This is a genomic window from Nonomuraea sp. NPDC003201, from assembly GCF_053590415.1.
Map to the genome: position 1 here is coordinate 137,933 of NZ_JBSFTC010000004.1, position 15,033 is coordinate 152,965.

Genomic DNA, 15,033 nt, shown 5'->3' on the forward strand with positions numbered 1-15,033 from the left:
TTGTAAAACTGGGATCGTGAAGCCCCCGCTCGCCCACGTCGAGGCTTTGCACGCTTGCCGTCGTAGTGGTCGTATTGGTCGCAACCTGGCCGTGACCTGCGTTTGTTTCCATGTGCACCGTGCGTGCTGTTTGGCCGAGCTCCGCTCGGCGGACTGCGATGGATGTCCTCGCTTCGCTGCGGATCCATCGCAGAGTCCGCGACGCCTCCCTCGGAACCCAGCTGTTCGTGCTCCAGATGGTGATCGTGATCCTCGCCGTCGGGGGCACCGCAGGGGTGTGGGCCGAGCACACGCGCGACCAGCTCGACTCGCTGCACCAGCAGCGGGCGCTGGCCATCGCGCAGTCCGTGGCAGGGCTCCCACAGGTCAGGGAAGCGTTCAAACTGAAGAATCCGGAGACGGTCCTGCAGCCGCTGGCCATGAGCGTGCAGCACGAGACCGGCGCCGACTATGTCGTGATCGCCAACGCCGAGCAGAAGCGCTACGCCCATCCCAACACCCTGCTGATCGGCAAGCAGCTGTCCACCGACGGCACCACCGTGCTCAAGACGGGCCGGAGCTGGGTCGGCACCGAGACCGGCACGATCGGCACCACGGTCAGGGGCAAGGCCCCCATCCGCGACGAGTACGGCAGCGTGATCGGCCTGGTCTCGGTCGGCGTGCTGGAGACCACGGTCGTCGGCCAGCTCGGCGCCGCGCTCCCGCCGCTGGTCTGGACGGCGCTGGCCGTGCTGCTGGCGGGGCTCACGCTGGCCGCGGTGATCACCGCGCGGGTGCGCAGGCAGACGTTCGGGCTGGAGCCGCGCGAGATCGCCGCGCTGCTGGAGCAGCGCGAGGGCGTGCTGCACGGCGTCAAGGAGGGCGTGCTCGCGCTCGACCTCAACGGCCGCGTCACGCTGGTCAACGACGCCGCCCGCGAGCTCCTGGGCAACGTCGGCGAGGACCTGACGCAGATGCCCGTTTCCGAGCGCATGCGCGACGTGCTCGGGGGCGCCGACCCCGGCGAGGACCGCGTCGTGCTGCACGGCGAGCGCGTGCTGGTGCTCAACCGCACCCCGGTCTCGGTACGCGGCCAGCACCGCGGCTGGGTCGTCACCCTCCGGGACCGCACCGAGCTGACCCGGCTGGCCCGCGAGCTCCACGACACCAGCAGCGCGACGGACGCGCTGCGGGCGCAGGCGCACGAGTTCGCCAACCGCATGCACACCATCGTCGGCCTGCTGGAGCTGGGCGAGCACGAAGCGGCCATCAACTTCATCACCCGCAGCACCGGCGGCACCTACCTCACCGACCTGCGCGAACGCGTCCAGGACCCCACCCTGGCCGCCCTGCTGCTGGCCAAGTCCGCCGAGGCGGCCGAGCGGGGCGCCCGGCTCGTGCTGTCGGACGACTCCGCCGTGCCCGAGGGCCTGCTCGGCGACCCGCAGGACGCGGTCCTCGTGGTCGGCAACCTGGTCGCCAACGCCATCGACGCGCTCGACGGCGCCGAGGGCACGATCGAGGTGTCAGTGCAGGCCGACGCCGACGGGCTGCGCGTACGGGTGGGCGACTCCGGGCCGGGCATCGCGCCCGACCTGGTGGAAGAGGTGTTCAGGGAGGGGTTCACCACCAAGGCCGCCCGGTCGGGGCCGCGCGGGCTCGGGCTGGCGCTGACCCGGCAGGCGTGTCTGCGCCGGGGCGGCTGGGTACGTGTACGGAACTCGGGCGGCGCGGTCTTCACGGCCCTGCTCCCGGCGAAGGCCCGCACGTGATCCCGGTGCCGGGACCCGCGGCAGTGGTGCGCGTGCCCGGGCTCCTGGCGGAGGTGCGGTCATGAGTGACATCCGGGTGCTGGTGGTGGACGACGACTTCATGGTCGCCCGCATCCACAGCGGCTACGTGGCGCGCGTACCCGGATTCCGGGTCGTTTCCGTCGCGCACAGCGGGGCCGACGCGCTCACCGCGGCGGCCGAGCTGCGGCCGGACCTCGTGCTGCTCGACATCTACCTGCCCGACATGTCGGGACTTGAGGTGCTCAAGCAGCTCCACGGCGTGGACGTCCTCATGATCAGCGCCGCCCGCGACGTGCCCACGGTCAGGGAGGCCATGCGCGGCGGCGCCGTCAACTACCTCATCAAGCCCTTCACCGCCGCCGCGCTGACCGACCGGCTCCAGCAGTACGCCGACACCCGCAGGCGCCTGACCGCCATCGGCCCCGAGGCGCGGCAGGACGACGTGGACCGGCTCTTCGGGAGCCCCAAGACGTCCGCGCCGATGCCGAAGGGGCTGTCGGCGGCCACGTGCGAACTGGTCGCGGACACCCTCCGGGAGGCGGGCCGCGACCTGTCGGCGACCGAGACGGCCGAGCTCACGGGCCTGTCGAGGGTGAGCGTCCGCCGCTATCTCGAATACCTGTGCGTGGCCGGGCAGGCCGAGTTCCGGCCCCGTTACGGCACCGCCGGCCGACCGGAACATCGCTACCGGTGGCTAGGTTGACACACTTCCGTAGCCATTTCCCGTGACATATGCGGATCCGCGTGCCTTACTGTTGCCTGAGACTTGGCTGCGGACCGGGAGGAGATTGAGGCGTGCGTAACGCCGGACCGATCGAATCACCGACCGACCCGTTCGCCTCGGTGCCGTTACCCGCGTCGGGGGTCTCCAAGAAGCCGCGGATCGAAGGGCTGCCCCCGGGTGTCTCCCGGGACATCTTCGGCCCCACGGACAGGCAGGAACCCCGGCCGGCCCAAGGCCCGAGCGCCCCGGGCGGTCCCTCGGGCGGTGCGCTGCCCCCTGTGGCGCCGCCGGCGCAGCCATGGCCGGTGAACGGCAAGCAGCCGCCGACCCCGCCCGCGCCCGTGTTCGGCTCCCCCTCGGAGCGGCCGACCTCGTACGAGCCCGAGCCGCCACGCAAGCGCCGCCTCGTGCCGGGCCTGCTGGTGTGCATCGTGCTGCTCGCGGCGCTGGCGTACGTGGTGCCCGCCGTGCTCATGTCGGGCTCCGTCCTGCGCGGCACCCAGGTCTCGGGTGTCGACATCGGCGGGCTGACCGTCACCCAGGCGGCCGACAAGCTCCGCAACGAGCTCGCCACCCGGCTGAGCCGCCCGGTCGTGGTCGACATCGCCGGCCGCAAGGAGACCATCCAGTCCGACGAGGCCGGTCTCGAACTCGACGTGGTCGGCACGATCGGCCAGGCGCCCAGCGGGTTCCCCAGCCCGCAGGAGGTGTGGCGGGGCCTCACCGGCAAGACCGAGCTCCAGCCGAAGGTGAACCTCGACTCCTCGCAGCTGGCCAGGACCGTCGAGGGCATGGCCGAGGCCGTCGACAAGAAGCCCCGTGAGGGCCGGGTGGCCTTCACCGGGCTGGAGCCGAAGGCCCGCCAGCCCGAGGACGGCGTGCTGCTCGACCGGGAGGACGCCGTGCGCCGGATCGGCGACGCCTTCCTGCAGGGCGGCGGCAACGTCGTGCTCACCCTCAGGCCGGCCAAGTCCGTCACCACCGCCGACGCCGTCGCGACCGCCCTCACCAAGGCGAAGCAGGCCGTCTCCGGGCCCGTCACGCTGACGGTCGGCGACAAGCAGGCGCAGATCCTCCCGGCCATGATCGCCGCCAACCTGACCTACACCTCCGACGGCTCCGGCGGGCTCGCGCCCCAGTTCGACACCACGGCGGTGCTGGCGGCCCTGGAGAGCCGGCTGGTGGACGCGGCCCAGCAGCCGCGCGACGCCACGTACGACATCGTGAACGGCAAGCCGGTCCTGGTGCCCGCCCGCACGGGGCGGGGCGTGAACGACAAGCTGCTGGCCAGGGACGCCGAGCGGCTGTTCGACGAGGGCGGCAGCCGGACGATCCCGGTCCGGCTGGGCGCCGTCGCCCCCGCCGTCACGACGGAGCAGGTACGCGACCTCGGCGTCAAGGAGACGGTGGGCACGTTCACCACGTCGTTCGACGCCGGCCAGCCTCGCGTCAAGAACATCCAGCGCATGGCGCAGGAGCTCGACGGGCAACTGGTGAAGCCCGGGCAGACGTTCTCGATCAACGAGGTCGTGGGCGAGCGCACCGTCGAGGACGGGTACGTCGAGGCGGGGCAGATCGTCGGCGGTCGGATGGTGAGCATCGTCGGCGGCGGGGTCTCCCAGTTCGCCACGACCATGTACAACGCGGCCTTCTTCGGCGGGTTCGACCTGGTCGAGCACCAGCCGATGGATTTCTACGCCCCTCGCTACCCGCCCGGGCGGGACGTGGCGCTGCTCTATCCGGACACGGACCTGAAGTGGCGCAACGACTCCGACTTCGGCGTGCTGATCAAGACGGCCTTCACGGAGACTTCGGTGACGGTCACCTTGTGGAGCACCGAGCGGTACGACGAGGTGGAGGCGGTGGCGTCCGAGAAGCGGGACATCCGGCCGTTCCGGACCGAGACCAGCTCGGCGCCCGGGTGCTTGCCGACGGTGGGGGAGCAGGGGTTCACGATCGACGTGACCCGGGTGTTCCACCAGGACGGCAAGGTGGTCAAGAAGGACAAGAAGCTGACCACCAAGTACCGGCCCCAGACGCAGACCACCTGCAGCTGATCCCCGCTCGTCCCGGGGCCTTCCCCGGCCCACGCCCTTCCCCGGCCCGGACCCTCGCACGGTCCGGGCCCGCGCCTTTCGCGGCCGGGCCCTCCCATGGCCCGGCCCGCCGCTTTCCACGCCAAGCCCCTCCCACCTGACGGCCCCCGAGACGCGGCCGCGCGCCCCATCCCCGTCCCGGGCGCGGGGTCATGCGGCAGCCCGGAGCCGGCGTTTCTCCTACCGCCACCCGCCTACCGCCGCCCGGCCCTTCGCCGAAGCCGGGGAACGCCGAGAAGCGCCTACGGTGTGGGCGCTGTCCCGCCGGCGGGCGTGGGTCCGTGCCTCAGCAGCCGAGCCGGCGGCACCGCCCGCGTGCTGCACGGGCGCCGCGGACGGTGTGTGGCGTGTGGGCGGGGCCGGGCTCCGGTCCGGGTACCTCGGGGGCCCCGGGGCGTTTGCCCGGGTCTGGGGCGTGTCTGGGGGCGTCAGAGGCGAGGTCAGGAGAGCGGGACCGAGAGGATGCGGTCGTCGCCCGGCCGTGGGGAGCCGCGCCCGTCCTTGTTGCTGGTGCCGACCCACAGCGTCCCGTCCGGGGCCGCGGTGACGGCGCGGAGGCGGCCGTAGCGGCCGGTGAAGTGGGCGACGGGCGTGCCCGCCGACCCGTCCGCCGCCAGCGGGACCTGCCACAGCCGGGTCCCGCGCAGCGCCCCCACCCACAGCGAGCCGTTCGCGTACGCCATCCCCGACGGCGAGGCCTCGTCGGTGGACCAGGTGACGATGGGGTTCACGTAGCGCGAGTCGTCGCTGCGGCCCTCGACCTCCGGCCACCCGTAGTTGCCTCCCGCCTTGATGAGGTTCACCTCGTCATAGGTGTTCTGGCCGAACTCCGACGCGTACAGGCGGCCGGACGGGTCCCAGGCCAGCCCCTGGACGTTGCGGTGGCCGTAGCTGTAGACGAGCGTGCCGAACGGGTTGCCGGGCGCGGGCGCCCCGTCCACGGTCATGCGGAGGATCTTGCCGCCCAGCGAGTCGCGCTGCTGGGCCAGCTGGCCGTCGCCGGTCTCGCCGGTGGAGGCGTACAGGAACCCGTCGGGTCCGAACGCGAGCCGTCCCCCGTTGTGGATCCCGCCCTTGGGGATGCCCCGCACCAGGACCCGCTCGTCGCCAAGGCGGTCGCCGGTGAGCTGATAGCGGACGATCCGGTTGTCCTGTTCCGCGGTGTAGTAAAGGAATATTTGCCGGTCCTTTGCCGCCACCCCCATCAGCCCGCCCTCGCCGGCCGCGCTCACCCCCGGGATCGTGCCCAGCGAGGTCACCTTCCCGTCCCGGGTCACGCGAAGCAGCCTGGCCGTGTCACGCTCCGTGACCAGCGCGTCGCCTCCGGGCAGGAACGTGATCGCCCACGGCACCGCCAGTCCCGTCACCACGTCCCTGGGCTCTCCCGGCCCGGCCCCGGCCGGCGCGGTGGCCGTCGGCGTCACCTCCCCGCCGCCGGCCAGGCCGCTGGAACAGGCGGTGAGCACGGCCATGAGCATGATCGTCCAGAGCTTCCTCATGTGTTCCATACTTCCCTTGGAGCCGTAAGGTTCTCGGCTTGACCTCCTCTCCCCCGTAAGCGAGGGGGATTCCAACCGTCGCCGGTCGGTCTTCCTGCTTCACTGCCGGTCGCCCGCCCGAGAGGACTCTCGTTGAGGTCTTACACCAGCTCCACAGGCGTTTCAGCTCTCCGCCAGCCCGGCGGCGAGCACGTTGCGTGCGGCGTTGACGTCCCGGTCGTGGACCGCGCCGCAGCCGCAGGTCCATTCCCGGATGTTCAACGGCATCGCCTCTTGCAGGGCCCCGCAGGCCGAGCACAGCTTGGAGGAGGGGAACCAGCGGTCCACCGCCACCAGCGTGCGCCCGTACCAGGCGGCCTTGTACTCCAGCATGATCCGCAGGTCGCGCCAGGCCGCATCCGAGATGGCGCGGGCCAGCGAGCGGTTCTTGACCATGTTGCGGACAGTCAGGTCTTCCACGGCGATCACTTGGTTCTCGCGAACAAGCCGTGTGGTCACCTTGTGCAGATGATCGCGGCGCCGGTCGGCGATCCGGGCGTACACCTTCGCCACGCGCAGCCGGGCCTTGGCCCGGTTGTTCGATCCCTTCTCCTTACGGGCGAGCGATCGCTGAGCACGGGCCAGCTTGCGCCGGTCGGCACGCTCGTGACGCGGGTTGACGATCTTCTCGCCGGTCGAGAGCGTGGCCAGCGTCGTGATGCCCGCGTCCACGCCCACCGACGCCTGGACCGGCCGCGTCCATCTTCGCCAGGGTGAGCCGGCCCTTACGCCAGCGGAACGCCGAGCGGGTGTACTCGGCGCTCGCGCGGGCCTTCTTCTTGCTCTTGAACGTCGGGTACTTGGCCCTGCGCGCGAAGAAGTTCGCGAACCCGGCTTGGAGGTGGCGCAGTGCCTGCTGCAACGGCACCGACGACACCTCGTTCAGGAACGCCAGCTCGGGGGTCTTCTTCCACGCCGTCAGCGCGGCGGAGGACTCCACGTAGGAGACCCGTCTGCCTTGCAGGGTGTAGGCGCGGGTCCGCTCTTGCAGGGCCTTGTTGTAGATCAGGCGCACGCAGCCGAACGTCCGGGCAAGCTCGCCGGCCTGCTCGGAGGTCGGGTAGAAGCGGTACTTGTAGGCTCGCTTCACCAGCTGCACCACGCTTACAAGCTATAGCAAGATCAGTTAAATATCGTTCGATTGTCGTAGACGGCGGTCCGCCCGGCGGCGAATCGCCTGCTCCTGCACTGCTCCGCAGGAGTCCGATTCCTCTCCCGCCCGAAGGCGGGGTCTCCTCGGAGGTATCAGATGAAGACCTGGGTTCCGTCCGATTCGGTGGCTGATGTTCTGTCCGACCTGCCTGGGGTTGAATGTGCTGTTTACGATGGCACGGCCCCGATGCCGGAAGGGATCGACGAGGTAGAGGTCTGGATCCCGCCGCTCGTCACCGTGCCGGACGTCCCGGGCACGCTGGCCAGGATGAGCTCCCTGCGGCTGGTGCAGACCGTCACCGCGGGTGTGGAGCCGTACCGGCCGCACCTGCCGGACGGCGCGCTCCTGTGCAACGCCCGCGGCGTGCACGACGCCGGGACCGCCGAGTGGGCCGTCGGGGCGATGATCGCGGTGCTGCGGGAGTTCCCCGGGTTCGTGGACGCGCAGCGCAGGGGCGAGTGGACCTACCACCACACCGACGTGCTGGCCGACTCGACCGTGCTCATCGTCGGCTACGGCTCCATCGGCGCCGCGCTGGAGAGGCGGCTGGAGGGGTTCGAGGTCGAGGTCGTACGGGTCGCGAGGAGCACCCGCGACGGCGTGCACGCCATGGACGAGCTGCCCGCCCTGCTGCCGGAGGCGGACGTCGTGGTGCTGCTCGTGCCCGCCACGGCCGACACCGCGGGCATGGTCGACGCGGCTTTCCTGGCGCGGATGAAGGACGGCGCCGTGCTGGTCAACGCCGCCAGGGGCGGGATCGTCGACACGGACGCGCTGATCGCGGAGCTCAAAAACGGTAGGCTACGCGCCGCGCTGGATGTGACCGCGCCCGAGCCGCTGCCCGAGGGCCACCCCCTCTGGAGCGCTCCGGGCCTCCTGATCACTCCGCACGTCGCGGGCAGCACCCCCGCGTCGGGGCGGCGCATGCTGCGCCTGATCCGCGCCCAGCTGCTGCGCTATCTCGCAGACGAACCGCTGGTCAACGTCATCACCGACTCGTACTGAGAGGATCCCGGAAAGTGGCTGGTCCGTGACCTTCGGTGCGTACGGTGGCCTTTGCGAGGAGGTCCTGACTCGCTGTCAAGGATCTCTTGGCGGAAATTGGTCTGTGTGGTTATCAGATCGGTGACGACATCGGCGTTGTCACCACCCGCGCACCCACGAGCGCACACACTGGCGAAGTGATCGACCGGGCTTCGGCGGTCGCAGGTGCAGGGTTCGAGACGGGATGGGCAACGACTGTGATCCGCTGGCGTGATCCACGGGTGCCGCTGACCGCCGCGGCGGCGGCAGGCGCGGTGGCCTTCGCCGCCGCGCTCGGCGTACGCGGTGAGGCCTTGCTCACCGGCGCTGTCGCCGGCGGGCTGGCGGCGCTGATCGCGGCCGGTTCGCTGCTGTTCGCCTCGGTGAAGTCGGCCGGGCACCGGCCGACGGCGCTGGGCGCGCGCTGGATGGGCGGCGGAGCCGTCATCTGGGCCGCCGGCGTGGCGTTGCGCCCGTTCGCCGAGAGCTTCCTGGTCAGTTTCGCCGATCTGTTCGTGCTGCTCGGCACCGTGGTGACGGCGGGAGGCGCGCTGATCGCCGCCGACCGCAGATTCCCGGCCAGGGTCGTTTTACGGCATGTCACCGACGCCTACCTGTGCGCCGCCTCGCTCTTCCTGATCGGCTGGGTGGCCGCGCTGCGGCACGTCTACGACGACGCGGCGGACCCGGCGGCGTTCACGCTGGTCATGCTGCCGCCGATGATCGCGCTGCTGGTGACGTGCGCCGTGATCCCGTCGGTGCTGACGAGCCGGGCCTCCTCCTGGCCGCTCGGCCTGGCGGGCGTGGGCGTGCTCGCCACCATGACCGTGGCGGGCCTGGCGGCCGGCGTCGCCAGGCTCGACGGCGGCGATCCGCAGATCTGGACCGTCATGCTCGCGCCTGTCGCGTTCCTGCTGCTCGCCGCCATCCCGTGGGGGCCGCGTCCGAGCGCGGCGGGCAGATCCGCCGTGGGAGGTGTGGTCGCGCTGGTGCCGCTGGGGCTGGTCGCCGTGGCCGCCTGCACGCTGCTCGCCCACCTGGTGGGCGGCGGGGCCGAGCGGCCCGTGACCGGCGTCGTGGTGGTCGCGGTCTCCGTGGTGCTGCTGCTGATCGTCCGCCTGTTCTTCGTCTCGGCGACCAACATGCGCCTGCGCGGCCTGGTCAAGCTCGGTGAGCGGCAGCTCAGGGAGCTCGCCCAGAGCACCGGCGACGTGGTGTTCCTCTGCGACTACGAGGGCCTGGTCCGCGAGATCGACGCCGGGGTCGAGGTCACGTACGGCTACCGCCCCGACGACGTGGTCGGCGGGTCGATCTTCGACTACATCCACCCGGAGGACGTCCCCGGCATCCAGGTCGCGCTGCGCGCCATGCACCTCGACGAGGACAACGCCGCGCCCGGCGCCTGCCTGATCGCCTGCCGGGTGCGCGCGGCCGACGGCACGTGGCGGCCCACCGAGTCGGTCGCCACCCGCCACGTCGGCGGCGACGAGCTGCTGCTGGTGACCACCAGGGACGTCAGCGACGAGGAGGCGCTGCGCAACCAGGTCGCCCACCTGACCTTCCACGACGGCGTCACCGGGCTGCCCAACCGCTCCTACTTCGAGGAGCGCACCCGCGAGGTGCTCTCGGGGCGCACCTCCGGCACCGGAGCGGCCAACGTCGCGGTCATCTTCCTCGACCTCGACGGGTTCACCTCGGTCAACGACTCGGTGGGCCACGCCAGCGGCGACTACCTGCTCGGGCAGGCCGCGCGCAGGCTGCGGAGCGCCGTACGCGCCGACGACACGCTCGCCCGGTGGGGCGGCGACGAGTTCGCGGTGCTCGTGGAGACGGGCGGTGACGCGCAGGTCGCGGTCGATCTGGCCGAGCGGCTCGTAGGCGCGGTCTCGCAGGAGCCGTTCCGCGTCGCCGACCGCGACGTGGCGCTGACCGCGAGCGTGGGCGTGGCCTTCACCGAGGACGACATGCCGGCCGGAGACCTCATCCGTAACGCGGATGTCGCGATGGCGCGCTCCAAAGAGCTGGGCGGGCGGCGGGTCGAGGTGTTCGCCGCGCAGATGCACGCCGACGTGGTGCGCCGGCTGGAGCTGGCCGCCGACCTGCAGCGGGCGCTGATCGAGCAGCAGTTCGCGATCGAGTACCAGCCGATCGTCGACCTGGCCACCTCGCGGGTGACCTCGGTCGAGGCACTGGTGCGGTGGTGGCGCGGGTCGGTGTTCGTGCCGCCCGAGCAGTTCCTGGGCCCGGCCGAGGACACCGGGCTGATCGTGCCGCTGGGGGAGTGGATCCTGCGCGAGGCGTGCCGCGAGGTGGCCGCCTGGCGGGCCTCGTCCTGGGACATCGGCCTGTCGCTCAACCTGTCGGCCCGGCAGATCACCGCGCCGCGGTTCGTCGAGACGGTCGAGGAGGCGCTGGCCGAGAGCGGGCTGCCGGCCTCCGCGCTCACCCTTGAGGTGATCGAGGAGATGCTGGTCGAGGACGCCGAGGAGACGATCAAGCGGCTGTCGGAGCTGCGGGCGCTCGGGGTGCGGCTGGCCATCGACGACTTCGGCACGGGTTACGCGTCGCTCGCGTTCCTGCGGCAGCTCCCGGTGGACATGATCAAGATCGATCCGTCGTTCGTGTCGGGGCTGGGCAATGACGACACGCTGACCCTGCTCACCCGTACCATCGTCCGGCTCGGCCACGACCTCGGGCTTATCGTGGTGGCAGAGGGGATAGAGCGTCCCGAACAGCTCGATCTGCTCAAGCGGATGGGGTGCACGAAGGGCCAGGGGTTCCTGGTCGCGCGGCCGATGGCGGCGCGCGGAGTCGACTCGTTGATGCGTACGAGTCTCACTGTTTGAGACATGTGTCCACGAAGTTGGCACCAAAGCATTCAGTGCGGCTATGGTGTAGGTCATGCTTCGCAGTGAGATTCTCGTAGTACTTCGCCGGCGCGCAGGCCGATAGCGAAGCACGACGACCTGCGCGCCGCCCCAGACCCGCCGTCCCGGTGGGAAGGGGCATTTTTTATGTCCTTAAGCGAGTAGCCACGCAAGGAACGAGCCGATGACCGAACGGATGACAGGTGCACAGGCCCTGGTGAGGGCGCTGGAGCACGTTGGAGTCGACACAGTGTTCGGGATCCCGGGCGGTGCCATTCTGCCGGCCTACGATCCTCTCTACGACTCGACCAAGGTCCGGCACGTGCTCGTACGCCACGAGCAGGGCGCCGGTCACGCGGCCGAGGGCTACGCGCAGGCGACCGGCAAGGTCGGGGTGTGCATGGCCACCAGCGGTCCCGGTGCCACCAACCTGGTGACGCCGATTGCCGACGCGTACATGGACTCGGTGCCGATCGTGGCGATCACCGGCCAGGTGGCCAGCGCGGCCATCGGCACGGACGCGTTCCAGGAAGCCGACATCTCCGGCATCACCATGCCGATCACGAAGCACAACTTCCTGATCACGGACCCCGCGGACATCCCCCGCACGATCATGGAGGCCTTCCACATCGCCTCCACCGGCCGTCCCGGCCCGGTGCTCGTGGACATCTCCAAGGACGCGCTGCAGGCCGACACCACCTTCAGCTGGCCCCCGACCATGCAGCTCCCGGGCTACCGCCCGGTCACCAGGCCGCACTCCAAGCAGATCCGCGAGGCCGCCAAGCTGATCGCCGAGTCCAAGCGGCCCGTCCTGTACGTCGGCGGCGGCGTCCACAAGGCGCATGCCTCCGCCGAGCTGCTGCAGCTGGCCGAGCTGACCGGCATCCCCGTCATCACCACCCTGATGGCGCGCGGCACGTTCCCCGACAGCCACCCGCAGCACATGGGCATGCCGGGCATGCACGGCAGCGTGTCGGCCGTGGGCGCGCTGCAGAAGGCCGACCTGCTCATCGGGCTGGGCGTGCGCTTCGACGACCGGGTGACCGGCAACCTGGCGTCGTTCGCCCCGTACGCCAAGGTCGTGCACGCCGACATCGACCCGGCGGAGATCTCCAAGAACCGCCACGCCGACGTGCCGATCGTGGGTGACTGCAAGGAGGTCATCGGCGACCTGCTCGCCGTGATCCAGGCGTCCGGCCAGAAGGGCGACTACACCGAGTGGTGGACGACGCTCAACGGCTACAAGCAGACGTACCCGCTGGGCTACGAGACGTACGAGGACGGCACGCTGGCGCCCCAGTACGTCATGGAGCGGCTGAGCGCGATCGCCGGGCCCGACACGTACTACGTGGCCGGGGTCGGGCAGCACCAGATGTGGGCCGCGCAGTTCATCGACTACGAGAACCCCGGCACGTTCATCAACTCCGGCGGCCTCGGCACCATGGGCTTCGCCGTCCCGGCCGCGATGGGCGCCAAGATGGGCCGCCCCGAATCCACGGTGTGGGCCATCGACGGCGACGGCTGCTTCCAGATGACCAACCAGGAGCTGGCCACCTGCGCTCTGGAGGGTGTGCCGGTCAAGATCGCCGTCATCAACAACGGCAACCTCGGCATGGTCCGCCAGTGGCAGACGCTCTTCTACGACCAGCGCTACTCCAACACCGACCTGCAGACGGTCCGCCGCATCCCCGACTTCGTCAAGCTGGCCGAGGCCTATGGTTGTGTGGGCCTGCGATGCGAGCGTGCCGAGGACGTGGACGCCGTGATCAAGAAGGCCATGGAGATCAACGACGTGCCCGTCGTGGTCGACTTCGTCGTCCACCAGGACGCCATGGTCTGGCCCATGGTCGCGGCGGGCACCAGCAACGACGACATCAAGATCGCCCGTGACATGGCGCCCAAGTGGGAGAACGAGGATGAGTAGGCATACTCTGTCGGTGCTTGTCGAGAACAAGCCGGGCGTACTGGCTCGCGTGTCCGCGTTGTTCAGCCGAAGGGGCTTCAACATAGACTCGCTGGCAGTGGGGCCGACCGAACACGACGACATTTCGCGCATGACCATCGTGGTCAGCGTCGAGGAGCTGCCGCTTGAGCAGGTCACCAAGCAGCTCAACAAGCTGGTGAACGTCCTGAAGATCGTCGAGCTCGACCCGTCGCAGTCCGTCCAGCGCGAGCTGATGCTGATCAAGGTCAAGGCCGACGCCGACAACCGTTCCCACGTGCTGGAGCTGGTCAACCTCTTCCGCGCGCGCTGCGTCGACGTGGCCGCCGACGCCGTGACCATCGAGGTCACCGGCACCCCCGACAAGCTCGAGGCGTTCGTCAAGGTCCTCGAGCCGTTCGGGATCAAAGAACTCGTTCAGTCGGGCATGGTGGCCATCGGCCGCGGCGCCCGTTCCATCACCGACCGGTCCCTCAGGGCACTGGACCGTACCGCCTGAAAGGTTTTAGCAAGTGACCGAGATCTACTACGACGACCAGGCCGACCTGTCGATCATCCAGGGGCGCCACGTGGCCGTGCTGGGGTACGGCAGCCAGGGCCACGCCCACGCGCTCTCCCTGCGTGACTCCGGCGTGGACGTGCGTGTCGGCCTGCCGGAGGGCTCCAAGAGCCGTGAGAAGGCGGAGAACGACGGGCTGCGGGTCGTCACCCCGGCGGAGGCGGTGGAGGAGGCCAACCTCACCATGATCCTCGCGCCGGACCACATCCAGCGCCACCTGTACGCCGACCACGTCGCCCCCAACCTGGTCGAGGGCGACGCGCTGTTCTTCGGCCACGGCCTGAACATCCGCTACGGCCTCATCGAGGCGCCCGAGGGCGTCGACGTGTGCATGGTCGCCCCCAAGGGCCCCGGCCACCTCGTCCGCCGCCAGTTCGAGGCCGGACGCGGCGTGCCGTGTCTCGTGGCCGTCGAGAAGGACGCCTCGGGCAAGGCGCTGGACCTGGCGCTGTCGTACGCGAAGGGCATCGGCGGCACCCGCGCCGGCGCGCTGCGCACGACGTTCACCGAGGAGACGGAGACCGACCTGTTCGGCGAGCAGGCCGTGCTGTGCGGCGGCGTGTCCGAGCTGATCAAGGCCGGCTTCGAGACCCTCATCGAGGCGGGCTACCAGCCCGAGGTCGCCTACTTCGAGTGCCTGCACGAGATGAAGCTGATCGTCGACCTCATGTACGAGGGCGGCATCTCGAAGATGTACTGGTCCGTCTCCGACACGGCCGAGTACGGCGGCTACACCCGCGGCCCGCGCGTCATCACCGACGAGACCCGTCAGGAGATGCGCCGGATCCTGGGCGAGATCCAGGACGGCACCTTCGCGCGGCAGCTCGTCGAGGAGTTCGACGGCGGCCAGAAGGAGTTCCAGCGTCACCGCGACGAGCTGGCCGAGAACCCGATCGAGAAGACGGGTGCCAAGCTGCGTCCGATGATGAGCTGGCTGAAGGCGTAACACGCCGGATCATGACGGGTGGGTGGGCCTCGGGCCCACCCACCCGTTGTCGTATTACCGGCGGTGTCGAGCGGGTCTTACTGGGCGGCCAGCTGAGCGATCTGCTCGGTGCTCAGCACGCCGTCATACGTGCGGACGTCGTCCACGGTCCCCGGCCAGTAGCCGGTGAAGGCGCCCGCGGTCTTGGTCCGGCCCAGCTGGAGCGGGCCGGTGGCGTTCCACGCGCTCGCGTGGGACGTGATGGTGGTGGTCGAGAGCTGGCCGTTGATGTAGATGCGCAGCTCGCCGGCCAGCGCGTCGTAGACGCCGGCGACGTGGGTCCATTCCAGGGGGTTGGGGATGGCGTCGGAGCGGGTGCGTACGAGGGCGGCGGTGTCGGTGTCGGCGGCCCTCATGCCGAGGGTCCACCGCTG

The 15,033-nt window shown here is 70.4% G+C and carries 10 protein-coding genes and 1 pseudogene; 8 read left to right on the forward strand and 3 right to left on the reverse strand.

Annotation, left to right across the window (positions count from 1 at the left end; translation table 11 throughout):
- Nucleotides 1-158 precede the first annotated feature (158 nt).
- The 3 genes from ACWDX9_RS03900 (at nucleotide 159) to ACWDX9_RS03910 (ending at nucleotide 4,553) form a co-directional block, all read left to right on the forward strand.
- Nucleotides 159-1,751 (forward strand): ATP-binding protein, encoded by a 1,593-nt coding sequence (locus tag ACWDX9_RS03900; protein WP_449948706.1) that lies wholly within the window; start codon nucleotides 159-161, stop codon nucleotides 1,749-1,751.
- A 61-nt stretch (nucleotides 1,752-1,812) separates the two neighbouring features.
- Nucleotides 1,813-2,475 carry a response regulator gene (locus tag ACWDX9_RS03905; protein ID WP_350729592.1) on the forward strand — a complete coding sequence of 221 codons (663 nt, stop codon included), beginning with the start codon at nucleotides 1,813-1,815 and terminating at the stop codon, nucleotides 2,473-2,475.
- Between the two features lie 92 nt (nucleotides 2,476-2,567).
- Nucleotides 2,568-4,553 carry a VanW family protein gene (locus ACWDX9_RS03910; protein WP_449948708.1) on the forward strand — a complete coding sequence of 662 codons (1,986 nt, stop codon included), beginning with the start codon at nucleotides 2,568-2,570 and terminating at the stop codon, nucleotides 4,551-4,553.
- A gap of 479 nt (nucleotides 4,554-5,032) precedes the next feature.
- On the opposite strand, the gene ACWDX9_RS03915 is transcribed toward ACWDX9_RS03910, so the two are convergent.
- Nucleotides 5,033-6,091 carry a PQQ-dependent sugar dehydrogenase gene (locus ACWDX9_RS03915; RefSeq protein ID WP_449948711.1) on the reverse strand — a complete coding sequence of 353 codons (1,059 nt, stop codon included), beginning with the start codon at nucleotides 6,089-6,091 and terminating at the stop codon, nucleotides 5,033-5,035.
- A gap of 76 nt (nucleotides 6,092-6,167) precedes the next feature.
- A pseudogene (locus ACWDX9_RS03920) lies at nucleotides 6,168-7,232 on the reverse strand (RNA-guided endonuclease InsQ/TnpB family protein); the annotation flags it as partial.
- A 237-nt stretch (nucleotides 7,233-7,469) separates the two neighbouring features.
- On the opposite strand from ACWDX9_RS03920, the gene ACWDX9_RS03925 reads away from it, so the two are divergent.
- The 5 genes from ACWDX9_RS03925 (at nucleotide 7,470) to ilvC (ending at nucleotide 14,620) form a co-directional block, all read left to right on the forward strand.
- Nucleotides 7,470-8,288, forward strand: a complete 819-nt coding sequence (locus ACWDX9_RS03925) for a 2-hydroxyacid dehydrogenase (RefSeq protein ID WP_449948713.1) — start codon at nucleotides 7,470-7,472, stop codon at nucleotides 8,286-8,288.
- 260 nt (nucleotides 8,289-8,548) lie between these two features.
- Complete coding sequence (locus ACWDX9_RS03930) at nucleotides 8,549-11,152, forward strand: putative bifunctional diguanylate cyclase/phosphodiesterase (protein WP_449948715.1); 2,604 nt, start codon at nucleotides 8,549-8,551, stop codon at nucleotides 11,150-11,152.
- Between the two features lie 205 nt (nucleotides 11,153-11,357).
- Nucleotides 11,358-13,097: an acetolactate synthase large subunit gene (locus tag ACWDX9_RS03935; protein WP_449948717.1), complete on the forward strand. Its 1,740-nt coding sequence runs from the start codon at nucleotides 11,358-11,360 to the stop codon at nucleotides 13,095-13,097.
- Nucleotides 13,090-13,614 carry an acetolactate synthase small subunit gene (ilvN, locus tag ACWDX9_RS03940; RefSeq protein WP_387578850.1) on the forward strand — a complete coding sequence of 175 codons (525 nt, stop codon included), beginning with the start codon at nucleotides 13,090-13,092 and terminating at the stop codon, nucleotides 13,612-13,614. Before ACWDX9_RS03935 ends, ilvN begins: the two co-directional genes overlap by 8 nt.
- Nucleotides 13,615-13,636: 22 nt before the next feature.
- Nucleotides 13,637-14,620, forward strand: a complete 984-nt coding sequence (gene ilvC, locus ACWDX9_RS03945; protein WP_355380735.1) for a ketol-acid reductoisomerase — start codon at nucleotides 13,637-13,639, stop codon at nucleotides 14,618-14,620.
- Nucleotides 14,621-14,697: 77 nt separating this feature from the next.
- Here the strand turns inward: ilvC and ACWDX9_RS03950 are convergent.
- Nucleotides 14,698-15,033 (reverse strand): LamG domain-containing protein (locus ACWDX9_RS03950; RefSeq protein ID WP_449948720.1); only part of this gene is annotated, 336 nt, incomplete at its 5' end.

Excerpts from the sequence above, each read along its gene's own strand:
- ACWDX9_RS03925 (WP_449948713.1), top strand. The coding sequence starts at position 7,470 with ATGCCGGAAGGGATCGACGAGGTAGAGGTCTGGATCCCGCCGCTCGTC.
- ACWDX9_RS03935 (WP_449948717.1), top strand. The coding sequence starts at position 11,358 with ATGACCGAACGGATGACAGGTGCACAGGCCCTGGTGAGGGCGCTGGAG.
- ACWDX9_RS03900 (WP_449948706.1), top strand. The coding sequence starts at position 159 with ATGGATGTCCTCGCTTCGCTGCGGATCCATCGCAGAGTCCGCGACGCC.
- ACWDX9_RS03905 (WP_350729592.1), top strand. The coding sequence starts at position 1,813 with ATGAGTGACATCCGGGTGCTGGTGGTGGACGACGACTTCATGGTCGCC.
- ACWDX9_RS03915 (WP_449948711.1), bottom strand. The coding sequence starts at position 6,091 with ATGAGGAAGCTCTGGACGATCATGCTCATGGCCGTGCTCACCGCCTGT.
- ilvN (WP_387578850.1), top strand. The coding sequence starts at position 13,090 with ATGAGTAGGCATACTCTGTCGGTGCTTGTCGAGAACAAGCCGGGCGTA.